General features: G+C 43.3%; 12 protein-coding genes. 10 read left to right on the forward strand and 2 right to left on the reverse strand.

Translation table 11 applies throughout. The features are described 5' to 3' along the window. Position 1 precedes the first annotated feature (1 nt). Complete coding sequence (gene argS / locus ACFX4I_RS06195; protein WP_377419685.1) at positions 2-1,672, forward strand: arginine--tRNA ligase; 1,671 nt, start codon at positions 2-4, stop codon at positions 1,670-1,672. 44 nt (positions 1,673-1,716) lie between these two features. Here the strand turns inward: argS and uvsE are convergent, their stop codons facing one another. Both uvsE and cls read right to left on the reverse strand, forming a co-directional pair. Then, a complete protein-coding gene (gene uvsE, locus ACFX4I_RS06200) occupies positions 1,717-2,670 on the reverse strand; it encodes a UV DNA damage repair endonuclease UvsE (protein ID WP_377419687.1) in 954 nt (317 codons plus the stop codon). 28 nt (positions 2,671-2,698) lie between these two features. Then, positions 2,699-3,901, reverse strand: a complete 1,203-nt coding sequence (gene cls, locus ACFX4I_RS06205; protein WP_377419689.1) for a cardiolipin synthase — start codon at positions 3,899-3,901, stop codon at positions 2,699-2,701. A 292-nt stretch (positions 3,902-4,193) separates the two neighbouring features. Here cls and ACFX4I_RS06210 point away from each other — a divergent pair, with 292 nt between their 5' ends. From ACFX4I_RS06210 to rpoE, 9 genes are all read left to right on the forward strand, one after another. Continuing rightward, positions 4,194-6,323 carry a (Fe-S)-binding protein gene (locus ACFX4I_RS06210; protein ID WP_377419713.1) on the forward strand — a complete coding sequence of 710 codons (2,130 nt, stop codon included), beginning with the start codon at positions 4,194-4,196 and terminating at the stop codon, positions 6,321-6,323. A gap of 202 nt (positions 6,324-6,525) precedes the next feature. Further along, entirely contained in the window at positions 6,526-7,716 is a 1,191-nt protein-coding gene (locus ACFX4I_RS06215; protein WP_377419691.1) for an acetyl-CoA C-acetyltransferase, read from the forward strand. A gap of 31 nt (positions 7,717-7,747) precedes the next feature. Next, positions 7,748-8,599: a 3-hydroxybutyryl-CoA dehydrogenase gene (locus tag ACFX4I_RS06220; RefSeq protein WP_309519623.1), complete on the forward strand. Its 852-nt coding sequence runs from the start codon at positions 7,748-7,750 to the stop codon at positions 8,597-8,599. A gap of 35 nt (positions 8,600-8,634) precedes the next feature. After that, positions 8,635-9,771, forward strand: coding sequence for an acyl-CoA dehydrogenase (locus ACFX4I_RS06225; RefSeq protein WP_309519624.1), 1,137 nt, complete (start codon positions 8,635-8,637; stop codon positions 9,769-9,771). Positions 9,772-9,798: 27 nt separating this feature from the next. Beyond that, complete coding sequence (locus tag ACFX4I_RS06230) at positions 9,799-10,938, forward strand: acyl-CoA dehydrogenase (protein ID WP_230300306.1); 1,140 nt, start codon at positions 9,799-9,801, stop codon at positions 10,936-10,938. 111 nt (positions 10,939-11,049) lie between these two features. Further along, positions 11,050-11,682, forward strand: coding sequence for a TetR/AcrR family transcriptional regulator (locus ACFX4I_RS06235; protein ID WP_098370208.1), 633 nt, complete (start codon positions 11,050-11,052; stop codon positions 11,680-11,682). Between the two features lie 30 nt (positions 11,683-11,712). Then, entirely contained in the window at positions 11,713-14,979 is a 3,267-nt protein-coding gene (gene icmF / locus ACFX4I_RS06240; protein WP_377419694.1) for a fused isobutyryl-CoA mutase/GTPase IcmF, read from the forward strand. Between the two features lie 138 nt (positions 14,980-15,117). After that, positions 15,118-15,279 carry a hypothetical protein gene (locus ACFX4I_RS06245; protein WP_155726484.1) on the forward strand — a complete coding sequence of 54 codons (162 nt, stop codon included), beginning with the start codon at positions 15,118-15,120 and terminating at the stop codon, positions 15,277-15,279. 212 nt (positions 15,280-15,491) lie between these two features. Next, positions 15,492-16,073, forward strand: a complete 582-nt coding sequence (gene rpoE, locus ACFX4I_RS06250; protein WP_230300308.1) for a DNA-directed RNA polymerase subunit delta — start codon at positions 15,492-15,494, stop codon at positions 16,071-16,073. Positions 16,074-16,389 lie beyond the last annotated feature (316 nt).

Below are 16,389 nucleotides of genomic sequence, written 5' to 3' on the forward strand. Positions count from 1 at the left end.
CATGAATATAGTAAAAGAGGTACAGGAAAAACTGAAAGAAGAGATTAAAGCGGCAGTCATTAAAGCTGGTTTAGCAACGGAAGAGCAGATTCCAAATGTGGTATTGGAACTGCCAAGAGATAAGACACACGGAGATTATTCCACGAATATGGCCATGCAATTAACGAAGATTGCAAAGAAAGCGCCAAAGATGATAGCAGAAGCAATTATCGAAAACTTTGACAACTCAAAAGCATCCATCGAAAAAATCGAGATTGCAGGACCTGGTTTCATCAACTTCTACATGAATAATTCCTATTTGACAGAATTGGTTCCTGTCATTTTGAAAGTGGATGAAGCATATGGGGAAAGTGACTTTGGTAAAGGCGAAAAAATCCAAGTGGAGTTCGTTTCCGCGAACCCGACCGGTGATCTTCACCTTGGTCATGCCCGTGGTGCAGCAGTAGGTGATACGTTATGTAATATCCTCTCTAAAGCAGGTTATGATGTTTCACGTGAATACTATATCAATGACGCAGGAAACCAAATTAATAATTTGGCCATTTCCATAGAAGCCCGCTATTTCCAGGCACTTGGCCTCGAAAAGGATATGCCGGAGGGCGGTTATCATGGCGAAGATATCATTGGCATCGGTAAGACGCTTGCCAGTGAATTTGGGGATAAATATGTAAATGCCGATGAAAAGGAACGTTTTGAATTTTTCCGTGAGTACGGCTTGAAATATGAAATGGAAAAACTGAAAACGGACTTGGGTAATTTCCGTGTCGGATTTGATGTATGGTACTCCGAAACATCTCTATATCATGACGGTAAAATTGATGAGGCACTCAAAGTGTTGAGGGACAGAGGCCATGTTTACGAGGAAGATGGGGCTACATGGTTCCGCTCTACGGAACTAGGCGATGATAAAGACCGGGTGCTTATTAAGCAGGATGGGTCTTACACATATCTGACACCGGATATTGCCTATCACCGTAATAAATTGGAGCGCGGTTTTGAAACGCTGATCAATATCTGGGGTGCAGACCACCACGGCTATATACCGCGTATGAAAGCGGCGATCGAAGCATTAGGGTACAAACGCGAGCAGCTTGAAGTGGAAATCATCCAGCTTGTTCACCTGTACAAGGATGGCGAGAAAATGAAGATGAGTAAGCGTACCGGTAAAGCAGTTACGATGCGTGACCTTATTGATGAAGTAGGTCTGGATGCAACCCGTTATTTCTTTGCGATGAGAAGTGCGGATACTCACATGGATTTCGATTTGGATCTTGCGGTATCACAGTCCAATGACAACCCGGTTTATTACGCACAGTATGCCCATGCCCGGATTTCCAGCATTTTACGCCAAGGTGTGGAACAAGGGATCAGCTATGAAGGAGTCACTGATTTCTCTGCCCTAGCTACTGAAAAAGAAGTGGAGCTTTTGAAGAAATTAGGAGAATTCCCGCAGGCAATTGCGGAAGCAGCCGAAAAACGGATGCCTCACCGCATGACGAATTATATATTCGACCTGGCTTCTACATTCCACAGTTTCTACAATGCAGATAAGGTTTTGGATGTTGAAAAGATGGAAAGAAGTAAGGCGCGTTTAGGACTGGTCAAATCCGTTCAAATTACCTTAAAGAATGCATTAGCTATAATCGGGGTTTCGGCACCGGAAAAAATGTAATGGAAAAAGCGGCCGTTTCTAACGAAACAAGCCGCTTTTTTTAATTAGCACTCGACGGCACCGCCGCTCACCCTTTTTACACCACGAACCTTAGCAATATCTTCAATCAGCTGCAACATTGCCCGATCCTTCATCTTGGCCTCGATCATGAAATCGACGTCCTGTCCAAGATCCTTCAGCACTTTAAAAAGGGGCATGATGAAGTCCAAATCGATATAATCTGCATGCGAGCGAAATTCACCTGCCGATTTTGGGGATGAAATATGAATCTTTGGTACCGCTCCTGCTTGCCTCCAAGTGGTGAACACCTCGGTGAGCAGCTCGTTAAGCGGCTCAGCTGAAAGGTTTGCGAGATGATGGTGGTAATCGAATACAAGTGGGATGCCTTCCTTCTTACATACGCTCAGGGTTTCAGATGCTGTATAGGTTTTATCATCATTCTCCAAAGTCATTCTTTCCTTGACGTGCATAGGCAGCGATTTAAGGTTGTCATGAACCCTTACAAGGGCGGACTCTTTATCACCATAGGCCCCTCCAACATGGATATTGATGAAAGAGGTGTCCGCAATGCCCATTGCATCAAGCATTTTATAATGGAACTCCATATCTTTTACGGCATTTTTTGTAATCTCGGGCTTAGGGCTGGTAAACAGCGTAAACTGATTGGGATGAAAGCTGATCCTCATCTTGTGTGCAGTGGCCCAATCGCCAAGCTGTTTCCACTCTTTTTTAAAAGGTGTAACGAAATCCCATTCTATTTCGGGATGTGTGGCTAAAGGAACGATGGAACTGGACATCCGGTATATTTCTATTTGGTGTGCCGTGTTATATTGAAGGACCCTTAAGGTATTTTCAATGTTCTGCCTTGTCACATCCAGGAGTTTTTCCCTTCCTTTTTCCGCGCCAAGTGAGCTATATCGCTTGTAAGTAAGTGTCTTAGCCGGAGAAGCTTCCCATAAACAGGTGGCATTGGATACGAATCCAAATCTTATTTTCATTGTATTTTTCTCCTTGAGCAACGGGATGTTAAAGAAAAGGAGAAAGGATGGCAGCCAGCGATTCTTTTGCTGAACGGACTAAATTCATGTTGGAAATCGCGTCCCCGTTTAGCGGCTTGGATTCGGCTAGGTCCACTGCCAACTCCTTTTCTACATCTTCTATAAATGTCCGGTCAAATACGATGCAATTGATTTCACTATTTAAGAAACAACTGCGTTTATCAAAATTAGCCGTACTGATATCACACAATATATCATCAATCAGAATCACTTTAGAATGGTAGAACCCTCTTTGAAATTGCATGATTTCAGCCCCTTCTTTTATTAGTACCCGGAAATAGGGAAAAGAAGCTTCCTTGACAAGGGCATGGTCTGAAATTTCAGGTACGATGATCGTAACGGAAACATTGCGTGCAAGTGCTTCCCTTAATTCTTGAAATAAAGTTTCACTGGGAATGAAATATGGAGTCCCGATAATGATTTTTTTAGTGGCTTGCCGAATTATGTGTGTAAGTGACTGTTCAAGATCACTGCCATTCGTGACGACAAACTGCTGTGCCTGCGTCCCGGGAGTCAATGTCGGGAAATAGGCAGGCGTTCCTCTGTAATCCTCGTTTGTGTCATAGAACCAATCCGAGAGGAAGACTTCCTGAAGGTCCTTTACACCTTCCCCGGTCATTTTTAAATGGTAATCTCTCCACGGGTTCAGCTTCTCCCCTTGGTTTATATACTCCTTACCGATATTAAAGCCGCCAAGATAGCCGATTTTTCCATCTATCACCGTGATCTTACGGTGATTTCTTTTTTGTATTGTATAGAAAAGGAAGGGGAGTTTCGGTTTAAAGCTGAAAGAAAAATGAACGCCGCTTTTAGTTAGCTCCTGTATGATTTGGCGGGGCATCTTTTTACTTCCTACCCAATCGGCTAAAAGCCGCACTTCCACGCCCTCTTCCGCTTTTGACTGCAGTAACTTCAAAAAGTCCTTGCTGAATTTATCATTTTTTACAATATAAAAAAGGATATGGATGGAATCCTGAGCTTGCTTTACTTCCTTCATGTAATCATCAAACAGGATTTTCCCTGATGTGAATACAGTTATGTCGCTGTTCCGAGGCGGATATTTTATGTTGGTTGCGTGCTTCAAATAACGCTTATGCCCTACCTTAAGATCAACCCAGCACCAAGAGAAGATCAATAAAAATATAGAGGCAATCGCAGTGATTATCTTCAAAAAAATCCCCCCTAAATGATTATATTTAGTTTGGCTCTAATTCCCTGTTAGTAACCATTAAAAAGCGGGGAGAGGGTACTCATTTTTTTAGAATGCAGAAGGGTAATAGACGAAATTGTCGAATTATATAATTAAGGTCCAGAAAAATTGAATAGTTTTAGAAAGAAAAAAGTTGACTGAATGCTCATTCATTATATAATGGAATTAATCAAATTTCAGAAAAATGCCAAATTTCCCAAAATGGTATCTGGCATTTTGCAATTTACTAAAGAGGGGGAAAGTCTGCATGGAAATGAATGGTTTACTGTGGATCAACTTGGTTGCATTCCTGCTTGTAACCGCTTACGCCGCCGGTTTGTTTGTCTACTTGATAAAGACCCGTATAGCTTATATAAAACTTGGCAAAAAAGTGGAATTCGATAACCGTGTGAAAGATCGTCTTGTTAAAATAGGGGTTTATGTATTTGGACAGAAGAAGCTCTTTAAAGATAAAAAGAGCGGGATCATTCATGCCATGTTATTTTATGGTTTCATCTTAGTGCAATTTGGTGCACTTGACTTTTTCGTTAAAGGCTTAAGACCGGGGTGGCATTTACCGTTTGGTCCTGTTTATCCGGCCTTTACTTTCTTCCAGGAAATTGTGACGCTTACCGTTCTTGTTGCAATCCTATGGGCGGCATACCGCCGTTATGTCGAAAAGCTCGTTCGCTTGAAAAGGGATTTCAAAGCAGGTTTGGTTGTCATCTTCATCACCGGTATCATGATCACCGTATTACTGGGGAATGGAATGGGAATGATCTGGCATGGACACGATGCAACTTGGTCAGAGCCAGTCGCATCAAGCATCGCTTTCCTATTCGGCTGGATGGGGACAACAGCGGCAACAGTCGTTTTTTATGTAGCTTGGTGGCTGCATTTACTGATCATATTATCTTTCCTTGTTTATATCCCGCAATCTAAGCATGCTCACTTGATTGCCGGTCCGATAAATGTATTCCTGAATCGACTGGACAATCCGGGGAAATTGAAAGCGGTTGATTTGGAAGAAGAGGTTTTCGACAAAGAAGGCAATCAATATTACGGTGCCAAATATATCGAAGATTTGACGCAGTACCAAATGGTGGACCTCTATGCCTGTGTGGAGTGCGGGCGTTGTACGAATATGTGCCCGGCTACAGGTACCGGTAAAATGCTGTCACCGATGGATATCATAATCAAGATGCGTGACCATTTAACGAATACAGGCGCTGCCGTTACAACGAAGCAGCCATGGGTGCCATCTTTTGTTTTTGGGAATACGAAGGGAAATAAGATAGCTTTGGCTGGTGCCGCGCAGGGGGCGCAGGAATCTGCTGCAGCAACCGAGGCTTACAGTCCGAGCCTGATTGGCGAAGTCATTACGGAAGAAGAGCTTTGGGCTTGTACCACATGCCGGAATTGTGAAGATCAATGCCCGGTAATGAATGAACATGTCGACAAAATCATCGATATGCGCCGTTACCTAGTGTTGACAGAGGGCAGACTTGATCCTGATGCGCAACGTGCCATGACGAATATTGAGCGTCAAGGAAACCCGTGGGGACTGAACCGTAAAGAGAGGGAAGATTGGCGAAGCCTTCGGGAAGATGTCAGCATCCCTACCGTAAAGGAATTAAAAAAGGCAGACGAAGAATTCGAGTATTTATTCTGGGTAGGTTCAATGGGATCGTACGATAACCGTAGCCAGAAGATTGCCCTTTCCTTTGCTAAATTATTGAATGAAGCGGGCGTCAAATTTGCAATTCTCGGAAATAAGGAGAAAAACTCAGGGGATACTCCCCGTAGATTGGGTAATGAGTTTGTCTTTCAGGAGCTTGCAATGAAAAATATAGAAGAATTCCAGAAGAATGAAATTAAGAAAATCGTGACGATCGATCCGCATGCATACAATATCTTTAAGAATGAGTATCCGGATTTTGGCTTGGAAGCGGAAGTGTATCACCATACTGAACTGTTAGCCACACTTGTCAGTGAAGACAGGTTGGTGCCTCAGTATCCGGTGAATGAGACGATTACATTTCACGATTCCTGTTACTTGGGAAGATACAATGAAGTTTACAGCCCGCCGCGTGAAATCCTGCAATCCATTGATGGTGTGAAACTTATTGAGATGGAGCGTAATCGTGAGAAGGGTATGTGCTGTGGAGCTGGAGGCGGTTTGATGTGGATGGAAGAGGAAACAGGAAACCGCATTAATGTGGCCCGTACCGAACAAGCGCTAGCCGTCAGTCCAACAGTGATCAGCTCAGGATGTCCTTATTGCCTGACCATGCTATCTGATGGGACGAAAGCAAAAGAAGTTGAGGATAATGTTAAAACGTATGATGTAGCTGAACTACTTGAAAAAGCGGTCATTGGTGAAAATAAATCGATTGCCTCTTAATTTAAAATGGAATTGCCTGCTTCTTCTAAATGGGATGGATCAAATGGAAGCAGGCAATATTTTCAATATTTAATAACTAAATATTTTCATTTTTGAGAAAAATGTGTAATATTAAATATAATATTAAGCGCTTACAACACTATTTTTTTAACTCCAAATTGAGCGAGCGTTCAATCAATGTTACTTATAGGGGGAAATAATGATGGCGAAAACAGTGATTATTAGCGGTGTGAGAACACCTTTTGGTAAATTTGGCGGTGGTCTTAGCAGTTTGACGGCATCACAACTTGGTGGAATAGCAATCAAAGAGGCACTTGTTCGGGCAGGGATCGAAGGCGGCCAAGTAGACGAGGTCATCATGGGGAATGTGCTTCAAGCAGGCCAAGGCCAAATACCTTCCCGTCAGGCAGCCCGTCATGCTGGATTGCCTTGGGAAGTGAAAACGGAAACCATTAATAAAGTATGCGCATCAGGACTTCGCAGTGTCACATTGGCTGATCAGATCATTCGCTTAGGTGAAGAGGAAATCATTGTTGCCGGCGGAATGGAATCGATGAGCAATGCGCCTTATATCCTTCCGAAAGCAAGGTGGGGCCTAAGGATGGGTGATGGGGAACTGAAGGATACGATGATTTCGGATGGACTTAGCTGCAGTTTTACGGGTGTCCATATGGGGACTTACGGAAACAGTACTGCCGATGATCTTGAAATCACCCGTGAGGAACAAGATAGCTGGGCTTACGAGAGTCATCAAAAGGCGATAAAGGCAATCGATGGCGGTATTCTTGCAGAAGAAATCATTTCCGTACAGGTGCCGGTACGAAAAGGCCAACCAATTACCATCGAACATGATGAAGCCCCAAGAAAAGATACATCTGCCGGTAAGTTAGCTAAATTAGGTCCAGCTTTCAATAATGAGGGGACCATTACGGCAGGTAATGCACCAGGTGTCAATGATGGGGCAGGTGCACTCGTACTGATGAGTGAGGAACGTGCGGAAAAAGAAGGGAAAACGCCTTTTGCCTATATTTTAGCTCATGCAGAAGTGGCAGTGGAAGCAAAGGACTTCCCTAAAACGCCAGGTTTGGTCATAAATGAACTCCTGAAGAAGACAGGTAAATCGATAGAGGAAATTGATTTGTTTGAAGTGAACGAAGCATTTGCAGCGGTTGCACTGGCCAGTGGGAAAATTGCCAACATCGCGCCGGGAAAAGTGAATGTAAACGGAGGGGCTGTAGCATTAGGTCACCCAATCGGGGCAAGTGGTGCCCGAATCATCATTACGCTGATGCATGAACTGAAACGCCGCGGAGGGGGATTGGGCATCGCAGCGATCTGCAGTGGCGGCGGTCAGGGAGATGCCATTTTAATTGAAGTGCCTAAGCAAGGATAATAGTTTCATAGATAAATGAGGGGGGATTTTCATGGGCATTCAAAAAGTGATGGTCATTGGTGCGGGACAGATGGGATCTGGCATTGCCCAGGTCTGTGCAATGAGCGGTTATGAAGTTCTTTTACACGATTTAAAAGATGAATATGTAGAAAAGGGGTTAGGGACAATTACCAAGAACCTTTCCCGGCAGGTTGAAAAAGGGAAAATGGAATCCGGGGAGAAAGATGCAATCCTTTCCCGGTTGACTTCATCGACGAATTTGAAAAATGCGGCTACGGTAGATTTAGTGATTGAAGCTGCGGTGGAAAACATGGAAATAAAAACAAAAATATTCGCCGAGTTGGATGAAATCACACCGCAACACGTCATTCTTGCATCCAATACTTCTTCGCTTCCGATTACCGAGATAGCCGCTGCCACGAAAAGGCCGGAAAAGGTAATTGGCATGCACTTTATGAACCCCGTTCCAGTCATGAAGCTGGTTGAGGTCATTCGTGGCCTTGCTACATCGGATGAAGTTTATAAAGAAGTTGAAAAGATGGCTGAATCCTTGAACAAGGTACCGGTGGAAGTCAATGATTTTCCAGGTTTTGTAGCTAATCGGATTTTAATGCCGATGATCAATGAGGCCATCTATACACTATATGAGGGCGTAGCTACTAAAGAGGCGATCGACGACGTAATGAAAATGGGAATGAACCATCCGATGGGCCCGCTTACTCTAGCTGACTTCATTGGGCTAGACACATGCTTGTATATAATGGAAACGCTTCACCAAGGGCTGGGAGACGATAAATACCGACCGTGTCCGCTGTTAAGGAAATATGTAAAAGCTGGGTGGCTAGGCAAGAAATCAGGACGGGGCTTTTATGAATATAACTAATCATGGAAAGTTGTGCAGCTATGGAGGGATGAAGGATGGATTTCAAGTTTACAGAAGAACAGGAAATGATGCGGAAAATGGTAAGCTCTTTTGCGGAGAATGAGATCACTCCTCATATCGGGGCAATGGAAACAGGGGTGTTTCCAAAAGCGATTCTGAAAAAAATGGGTGAGCTTGGTTTGATGGGAATACCGATTTCAGAAGAATACGGTGGCGCGGGTATGGACTTCATGTCTTATATCATTGCCATCAATGAGATTTCCAAAGTAAGTCCCACTCTCGGTGTCATACTGTCCGTTCATACTTCTGTTGGAACAAATCCAATCGTTTATTTTGGAACGGAAGAGCAGAAGCGAAAGTATGTGCCTAAGTTAGCCGCTGGTAAATATTTAGGCGCCTTTTGCTTGACTGAGCAAAGCTCAGGCTCCGATGCTGCGAGTTTGAAATCGAAAGCAGTGGCAGTAAAGGAAGGCGGAGAATATCGAATAAATGGGTCCAAGGTTTTTATCACCAATGGCGGGGAAGCGGATGTGTTTATTGTTTTTGCTTCAACCGACCCTCAGAAGGGAAGCAAGGGAATCTCTGCTTTTGTCGTAGAAAAAGGGACGCCAGGCTTAATCATCGGTAAAGATGAACGTAAAATGGGCCTTCATGGCTCGAGCACCGTGCAGGTAACGTTCGAGGATATGAAAGTCCCTACAGCCAATCTTCTTGGCAAAGAAGGTGAAGGCTTTAAGATCGCGATGGCCAACTTGGATGCTGGAAGGATCGGGATTGCCGCTCAAGCGCTGGGAATTGCTGAGGGAGCCATGGAACATGCTGTCCAATATGCAAAAGGCAGGGTGCAATTCGGCAAACCTATTGCGCAACAACAAGGAATTGGTTTCAAACTGGCCGAAATGGCAACGGGCATAGAAGCTTCAAGGCTACTGGTCTATCGGGCGGCTTATTTACGCTCGCAGGGATTGAATTGCGGTAAAGAGGCGGCAATGGCTAAGCTATTCGCTTCGAGGACGGCTGTCGAGGTGGCGATAGAAGCAGTCCAAGTCTTCGGTGGCTATGGATATACAACGGAATATCCGGTCGAACGTTATTTCAGGGATGCAAAGGTAACTGAAATTTATGAGGGTACCAGCGAAATACAAAGAATGGTCATCAGTAAGAATCTATAATTACGAGAAATTTGGAGGGGCATATTCATGCAATTTAAACTAACGGAAGAACATGAAATGATCAGGAAAATGGTGCGCGACTTTGCCAAGAATGAAGTGGCTCCGACTGCTGCCGAGAGGGATGAAGAAGAACGATTTGACCGTGAGATCTTCGATAAAATGGCTGAGCTTGGATTGACTGGGATTCCGTGGCCTGAGGAATACGGCGGAATTGGCAGTGATTACTTAGCATATTGCATAGCGATAGAGGAACTTTCCCGTGTTTGCGCATCCACTGGAGTGACTTTATCAGCCCATACTTCGCTCGCAGGATGGCCAATATATAAATTTGGGTCTGAAGAACAAAAACAAAAATACCTTCGCCCGATGGCACAGGGTGAAAAAATCGGTGCATACGGACTGACTGAACCTAGCTCAGGCTCAGACGCAGGCGGTATGAGAACGACTGCAAAGCTTGTAGGTGATGAATATGTTATCAGCGGTTCAAAAATCTTCATTACGAACGGCGGGATTGCGGATACATATGTCGTCTTTGCATTGACGGATCCTGAATCGAAACAAAAAGGAACGAGTGCTTTTATCATTGAAAAGGATTTCCCAGGCTTCAGTGTTGGTAAAAAAGAGAAGAAGCTTGGAATCCGTTCATCACCGACCACGGAAATCATCTTTGATGAGTGTCGAGTGCCTAAAGAAAATCTCCTTGGAAAAGAAGGAGAAGGCTTTAAAATTGCGATGATGACGCTTGATGGCGGCCGTAATGGAATTGCAGCCCAGGCTGTAGGCATAGCCCAAGGTGCATTGGATGCCGCGGTTGATTATGCAAAAGAGCGCGTCCAATTCGGCAAGCCAATTTCTGCACAGCAAGGAATCGGTTTTAAATTGGCGGATATGGCAACGGGTGTTGAGGCATCAAGGCTATTAACCTATCAGGCTGCGTGGTTGGAATCAGTGGGCCTTCCTTATGGAAAAGAGTCGGCGATGTCCAAACTTTTTGCTGGGGATACAGCAATGAAAGTGACGACGGAGGCGGTGCAGGTTTTCGGGGGTTATGGATATACAAAAGATTATCCAGTGGAGCGGTATATGCGCGATGCGAAAATAACCCAGATTTACGAAGGTACACAGGAAATTCAAAAGCTGGTCATCTCACGGATGGTTACTAAATAAGGTTGAAACTGAGGTTTTCCGATGAGGCACTGTCTCTACCGGAATTCCCTTTTCAATTTCTTCAGAATGTCTTTGATAATTGAATAATGGGCTGTCAAAAGGAGTTTGGAAATGGAAAAAAGAGAGGTTCTTGCATCTGTAAAGGATGAGCGGCTGGTTGAAAAAAGGCGTACACAAATGATTAAAGGAGCGGTTACCCTTTTTAAGGAAAAGGGATTTCACCGTACGACTACCAGGGAAATTGCCAAAGCTGCAGGCTTTAGTATTGGCACGTTATACGAGTATATCCGAACCAAGGAAGATATATTATATCTCGTTTGTGACTTTATCTATGATGAAGTCCAGGAAAAGCTTCAGAAAGAAATAGAACAGAGTGATGGGACACTTGAAAGTTTGAAGCTGACGATCGCCTATTTTTATAAAGTGATGGATGATATGCAGGACGAAGTGCTGGTCATGTATCAGGAAGTGAAGGCACTGACGAAAGATGCTTTACCATATGTTCTGAACAAAGAAATTCGGATGGTTGGCATGTTCGAAAAAGTGATAACGAAATGTGTCGAGAATGGGGAGCTCTCGTTAACGGAAAAACAAATAAGCCTTGTTTCACATAACATTTTCGTTCAGGGACAGATGTGGAGTTTTAGAAGATGGGCTTTGCATAAACAGTATACGCTTCAAGAGTATGTTGAACTGCAGACGCAATTATTGATTCAAAATGTATCGGGTTCCAAAAAGCACTGATATAAATAAGTTTCAATAAGGAGGAGCTATATGAGTACAGTTGAGGTGTATAAACCGAAGAACCATATTAGATTCGTCACAGCTTCGAGTTTATTTGATGGACATGACGCATCCATCAATATAATGAGGAGAATCCTTCAGTCCAGCGGGGCAGAAGTAATTCACCTAGGTCATAATCGTTCGGTAGAAGAGATCGTGAATGCGGCCATCCAGGAAGATGTTCAAGGCATAGCCATGTCATCTTACCAAGGCGGGCATGTGGAATATTTTAAATATATGTATGACCTGCTGAAGGAAAAGGGAGCCGAGCACATTCGGATTTTTGCCGGCGGCGGCGGGGTCATCATCCCAAGGGAAATTAAAGAACTGCATGATTATGGGATTGCCCGTATCTTTTCGCCTGATGAAGGGCGGGAATATGGGCTTCAAGGAATGATAAACGTATTGATGGAGGAGTGTGATTTCTCGACAGTCAAACCATCTTTACAAGAACGTTTTGATGAATTGATTGCCGGGGGAACAAATGCCATTGCCCAATTTATTACCTTTGCCGAAAATAGACTCGATGTTTCACAGGAATCAGCGGCAGCGGTGGAGAGTCTTTTTGAGCAGATCAAGACTTCCGAAAAGAAGGTTCCCGTTCTAGGAATTACAGGGACTGGCGGCGCTGGAAAAAGTTCATTGACTGATGAATTGATACGAAGGTTCATTAACGAAATTCCAGATGAGAGAGTCGCCATTCTATCTGTGGACCCGACCAAACAGAAAACGGGCGGTGCCCTGCTTGGTGACAGGATCAGAATGAACTCGATCTTTTCAGAGCGTGTATATATGCGGAGCCTAGCCACGCGCCATTCAAAAAGTGAGTTGTCTTTGGCGATAAAAGATGCCATTTCAGTCGTGAAGGCAGCTGGCTTCGATTTAATCATCGTTGAAACGAGCGGAATTGGTCAGGGCGATGCAGAAATTGCCGAGATATGCGATGTATCCATGTATGTAATGACGAGTGAATTCGGTGCTCCTTCGCAACTTGAAAAAATCGATATGATTGATTATGCAGACTTGATAGTCATTAACAAATACGAGCGCAAAGGCTCCGAGGATGCAAAAAACCAAGTTCAAAAGCAATACCAAAGAAGTCGTACACTTTTTGATCAAGATCCATCGGAAATGCCAGTATACGGTACGATCGCTTCCCAATTCAATGACCCAGGCACCAATGCATTATTCGCTGCACTGATTGAAAAGCTTAATGAAAAATCAGGGACGGTTTGGAGTACGGCCTTTACGAAAGAAGCGGATGTTTACAAGCAAAATGTCATCATTCCTACAGACCGTCGGTATTATTTACGTGAAATCAGTGATACGGTCAGATCGTATCATAAGCGTGCGGCTGAACAAGTACATATTGCCCGGAGGCTTTTCCAGCTTGAAGGAGCAATTGATGCAATTAAGGAAAATGATAACAACGACGATATGGTGGCTTCTTTAGAAAAACTGAAAAAAGAAACCGCTTTGAATTTATCACCTGAATCTAAAAAAATCCTTTCTGGGTGGATGGATTTAAAAGAAAAGTATGCAGGGGAGCAGTTTGTAACGAAAGTAAGGGATAAAGAAATCGTCACAAAGCTGAAAACCAAAAGTTTATCAGGTTTAATGATTCCGAGAGTATCACTGCCTAAATATGTGGATTATGGAGAAATCTTAGGATGGGTATTCCGTGAAAACGTTCCGGGCTTCTTTCCTTACACAGCGGGAGTCTTTCCATTCAAGCGTGAAGGGGAAGACCCGAAGCGGCAATTTGCCGGTGAAGGATCGCCCGACCGAACCAACAGGCGTTTTCATTATTTGTCAAAGGATGATACTGCTAAACGGCTTAGTACGGCTTTCGATTCTGTAACTTTATATGGCGAGGACCCTGATCACCGGCCTGATATCTATGGAAAGGTAGGGGAAAGCGGAGTCAGCATCTGTACGTTGGATGACATGAAAAAGCTGTATGCAGGCTTTGACCTTTGCCACCCCTCAACATCTGTTTCCATGACCATCAATGGACCGGCACCAATCATTTTGGCCATGTATATGAATACTGCAGTAGATCAGCAGATTCAACGGAAAGAAGAAGAGTTAGGCCGTCCCCTTAATGATGCCGAAGCTGAAGAAGTGCAGGCCTATACCCTTCAAACGGTACGCGGAACTGTTCAAGCGGATATTCTGAAAGAGGACCAAGGCCAGAATACATGCATCTTCTCTACGGAATTTGCTTTAAGGTTAATGGGGGACATTCAAGCATATTTCATCGATCGCAAAGTCAGGAACTACTACTCTGTATCCATTTCCGGCTATCACATTGCAGAAGCGGGTGCCAATCCCATTTCACAGCTGGCTTTTACATTAGCGAATGGCTTTACTTACATCGAATATTATTTAAGCCGCGGAATGAATATTGATGACTTTGCCCCGAATTTGTCGTTCTTCTTCTCAAATGGGCTCGACCCGGAATATACGGTTATCGGGAGGGTGGCAAGAAGGATTTGGGCGACTGTCATGCGGGATAAATATGGAGCGAATGACCGTAGCCAAAAGCTCAAATACCATATACAGACTTCTGGGCGCTCCCTTCATGCGCAAGAAATTGATTTTAATGATATCAGAACGACACTTCAGGCTTTAATGGCACTGCAGGACAACTGTAATTCCCTGCATACTAATGCGTACGATGAAGCCATCACGACGCCTACCGAAGAATCCGTACGCCGGGCAATGGCCATACAAATGATCATTACAAAGGAGCATGGTCTCTCAAAAAATGAAAACCCGATGCAAGGTGCCTTCATCGTAGAGGAATTGACGGATCTGGTTGAAGAGGCCGTACTGCAAGAGTTCGATCGCATCAACGATCGAGGCGGTGTCCTGGGTGCAATGGAGACGCAGTATCAGCGCGGGAAAATCCAGGATGAATCGATGCATTACGAAATGAAAAAGCATACTGGAGAATTGCCGATCATTGGTGTCAATACGTATTTGAATCCAAATCCTCCTTCCGAAGAAGCGGTGAACAGCATGGAAATCGCCCGTGCAACAAAGGAAGAAAAGGAAGGGCAAATCATGAATCTCCGGGCATTCCAGGAAAGAAATAAGGAGTTCACGGATGAGGCGCTAACTAAACTGAAATTGGCAGCCATGAATGGGGAAAATATCTTTGCCGAACTCATGAACTGTGTGAGAGTGGCCAGTCTGGGTCAGATAACGAGGGCGCTATATGATGTAGGCGGTCAATATCGAAGGAATATGTAAACCGAGAAGGGGGCTCCGAACGTTTAGGGGCCTCCTTTTTAAATAATTCCCCTCTTTTTTAACAAAATGAAGATTTTACCTTATAATTATTTGGAAAAGGGGAAAAAATGAAGAATCAGCCCTATTGGAGTTGAGAAAATGAACCTGAAAATGATTGGATTAATCATAGGTTACATTCTTGCCATCATTTTTTTATTTGAGCTGTATGAGCATCAATTGGGTGCCATTTCTTTTTTTATCCTGACGGTTGTCTTTTTTACGGCAGCATATCGTCAGAAATCCAAAAAGAAAAAGGAATGATATTTACCTTTTGGTTTCCCGTGAATGATAGACAATAAGGTAAATGTGTGAAAGTATCATATAGAACTAGCATAAACCCATTTAGATTGTTTATAATGGAGTATATGTCTAGCAGGAATTGTCGTTATTTTATCGAACTACTGTTTTAGATTATTTTTTTATGTGAAAAAACACGGAATTCAGTGTTTGAATAGAGAAGGGAAGTGCGGAATTTGAGTTTAAAACAATACTCAAAAGAGCAATTGTTGGAAATGTCCTTAATAGAGATGGCATATGATTTGTTAGTGGAAAGAAATGAACCGATTCCATTTAAAGACTTAATAAGTGAATTAGCTTCGCTGCACCATTTATCTAAAGCGGAAGTGGAAAAGAAAATTGCACAATTCTATACGGATTTAAATGTGGATGGCCGTTTCACTTCACTTGGAGACAACCGCTGGGGATTGAAAACATGGTACCCGGTTGACCAAATCGAAGAAGAAGTCGTACATGTTGTAAAACCTAAAAAGAAAAAGAAAGCCAAAAAGGCAGCTGTCGTTATCGACGATTTCGATGAACTTGAAGACGAAGACCTTGACTTTGAAGAAGATATCGATGATCTGGACGAGGATGAAGATGACGACGATGATGATATTCTAGGTTCTCCAGTCATCGACGAAGTGCTTTTGGATGATGACGTGGAAGATGACGACGATCTGGAAGAAGAAATAATCGAAGATGATGCATTTGTCCTGGAAGATGATGAGGACGAAGATGAAGACGAAGATGACTTGGATGAAGAGGATAAGAAATAAATAATCGCCCTTGACTTTTTGAGGCGAAATTTGTAGAATCATTTTTGGGCTCCTTAAAAAAGGACACAATGATTAAATTATATCGCTCCCTTACTTTTATTGTAAGCGGAGCGTTTTTGTTTTTAATGATGGAATGAATAAATGACATCATTTTTTTATTTTTAAAAATGATTTCTCATAGAATTGTAAAAACTATAGAGAACATATTTATGTTTACGTCATTTAAGGAAATTTATTCTTGTTCATGTATCCTGCATGACTCTCACTAAAGACCTTTAAGTGATTAATGGTTTGTACTGGTTTACGGTTTTTAGCT

The organism is Peribacillus sp. YIM B13472, from assembly GCF_042788005.1.
In the GTDB taxonomy this organism is placed as follows: Bacteria; Bacillota; Bacilli; order Bacillales; family DSM-1321; genus Peribacillus; species Peribacillus simplex_E.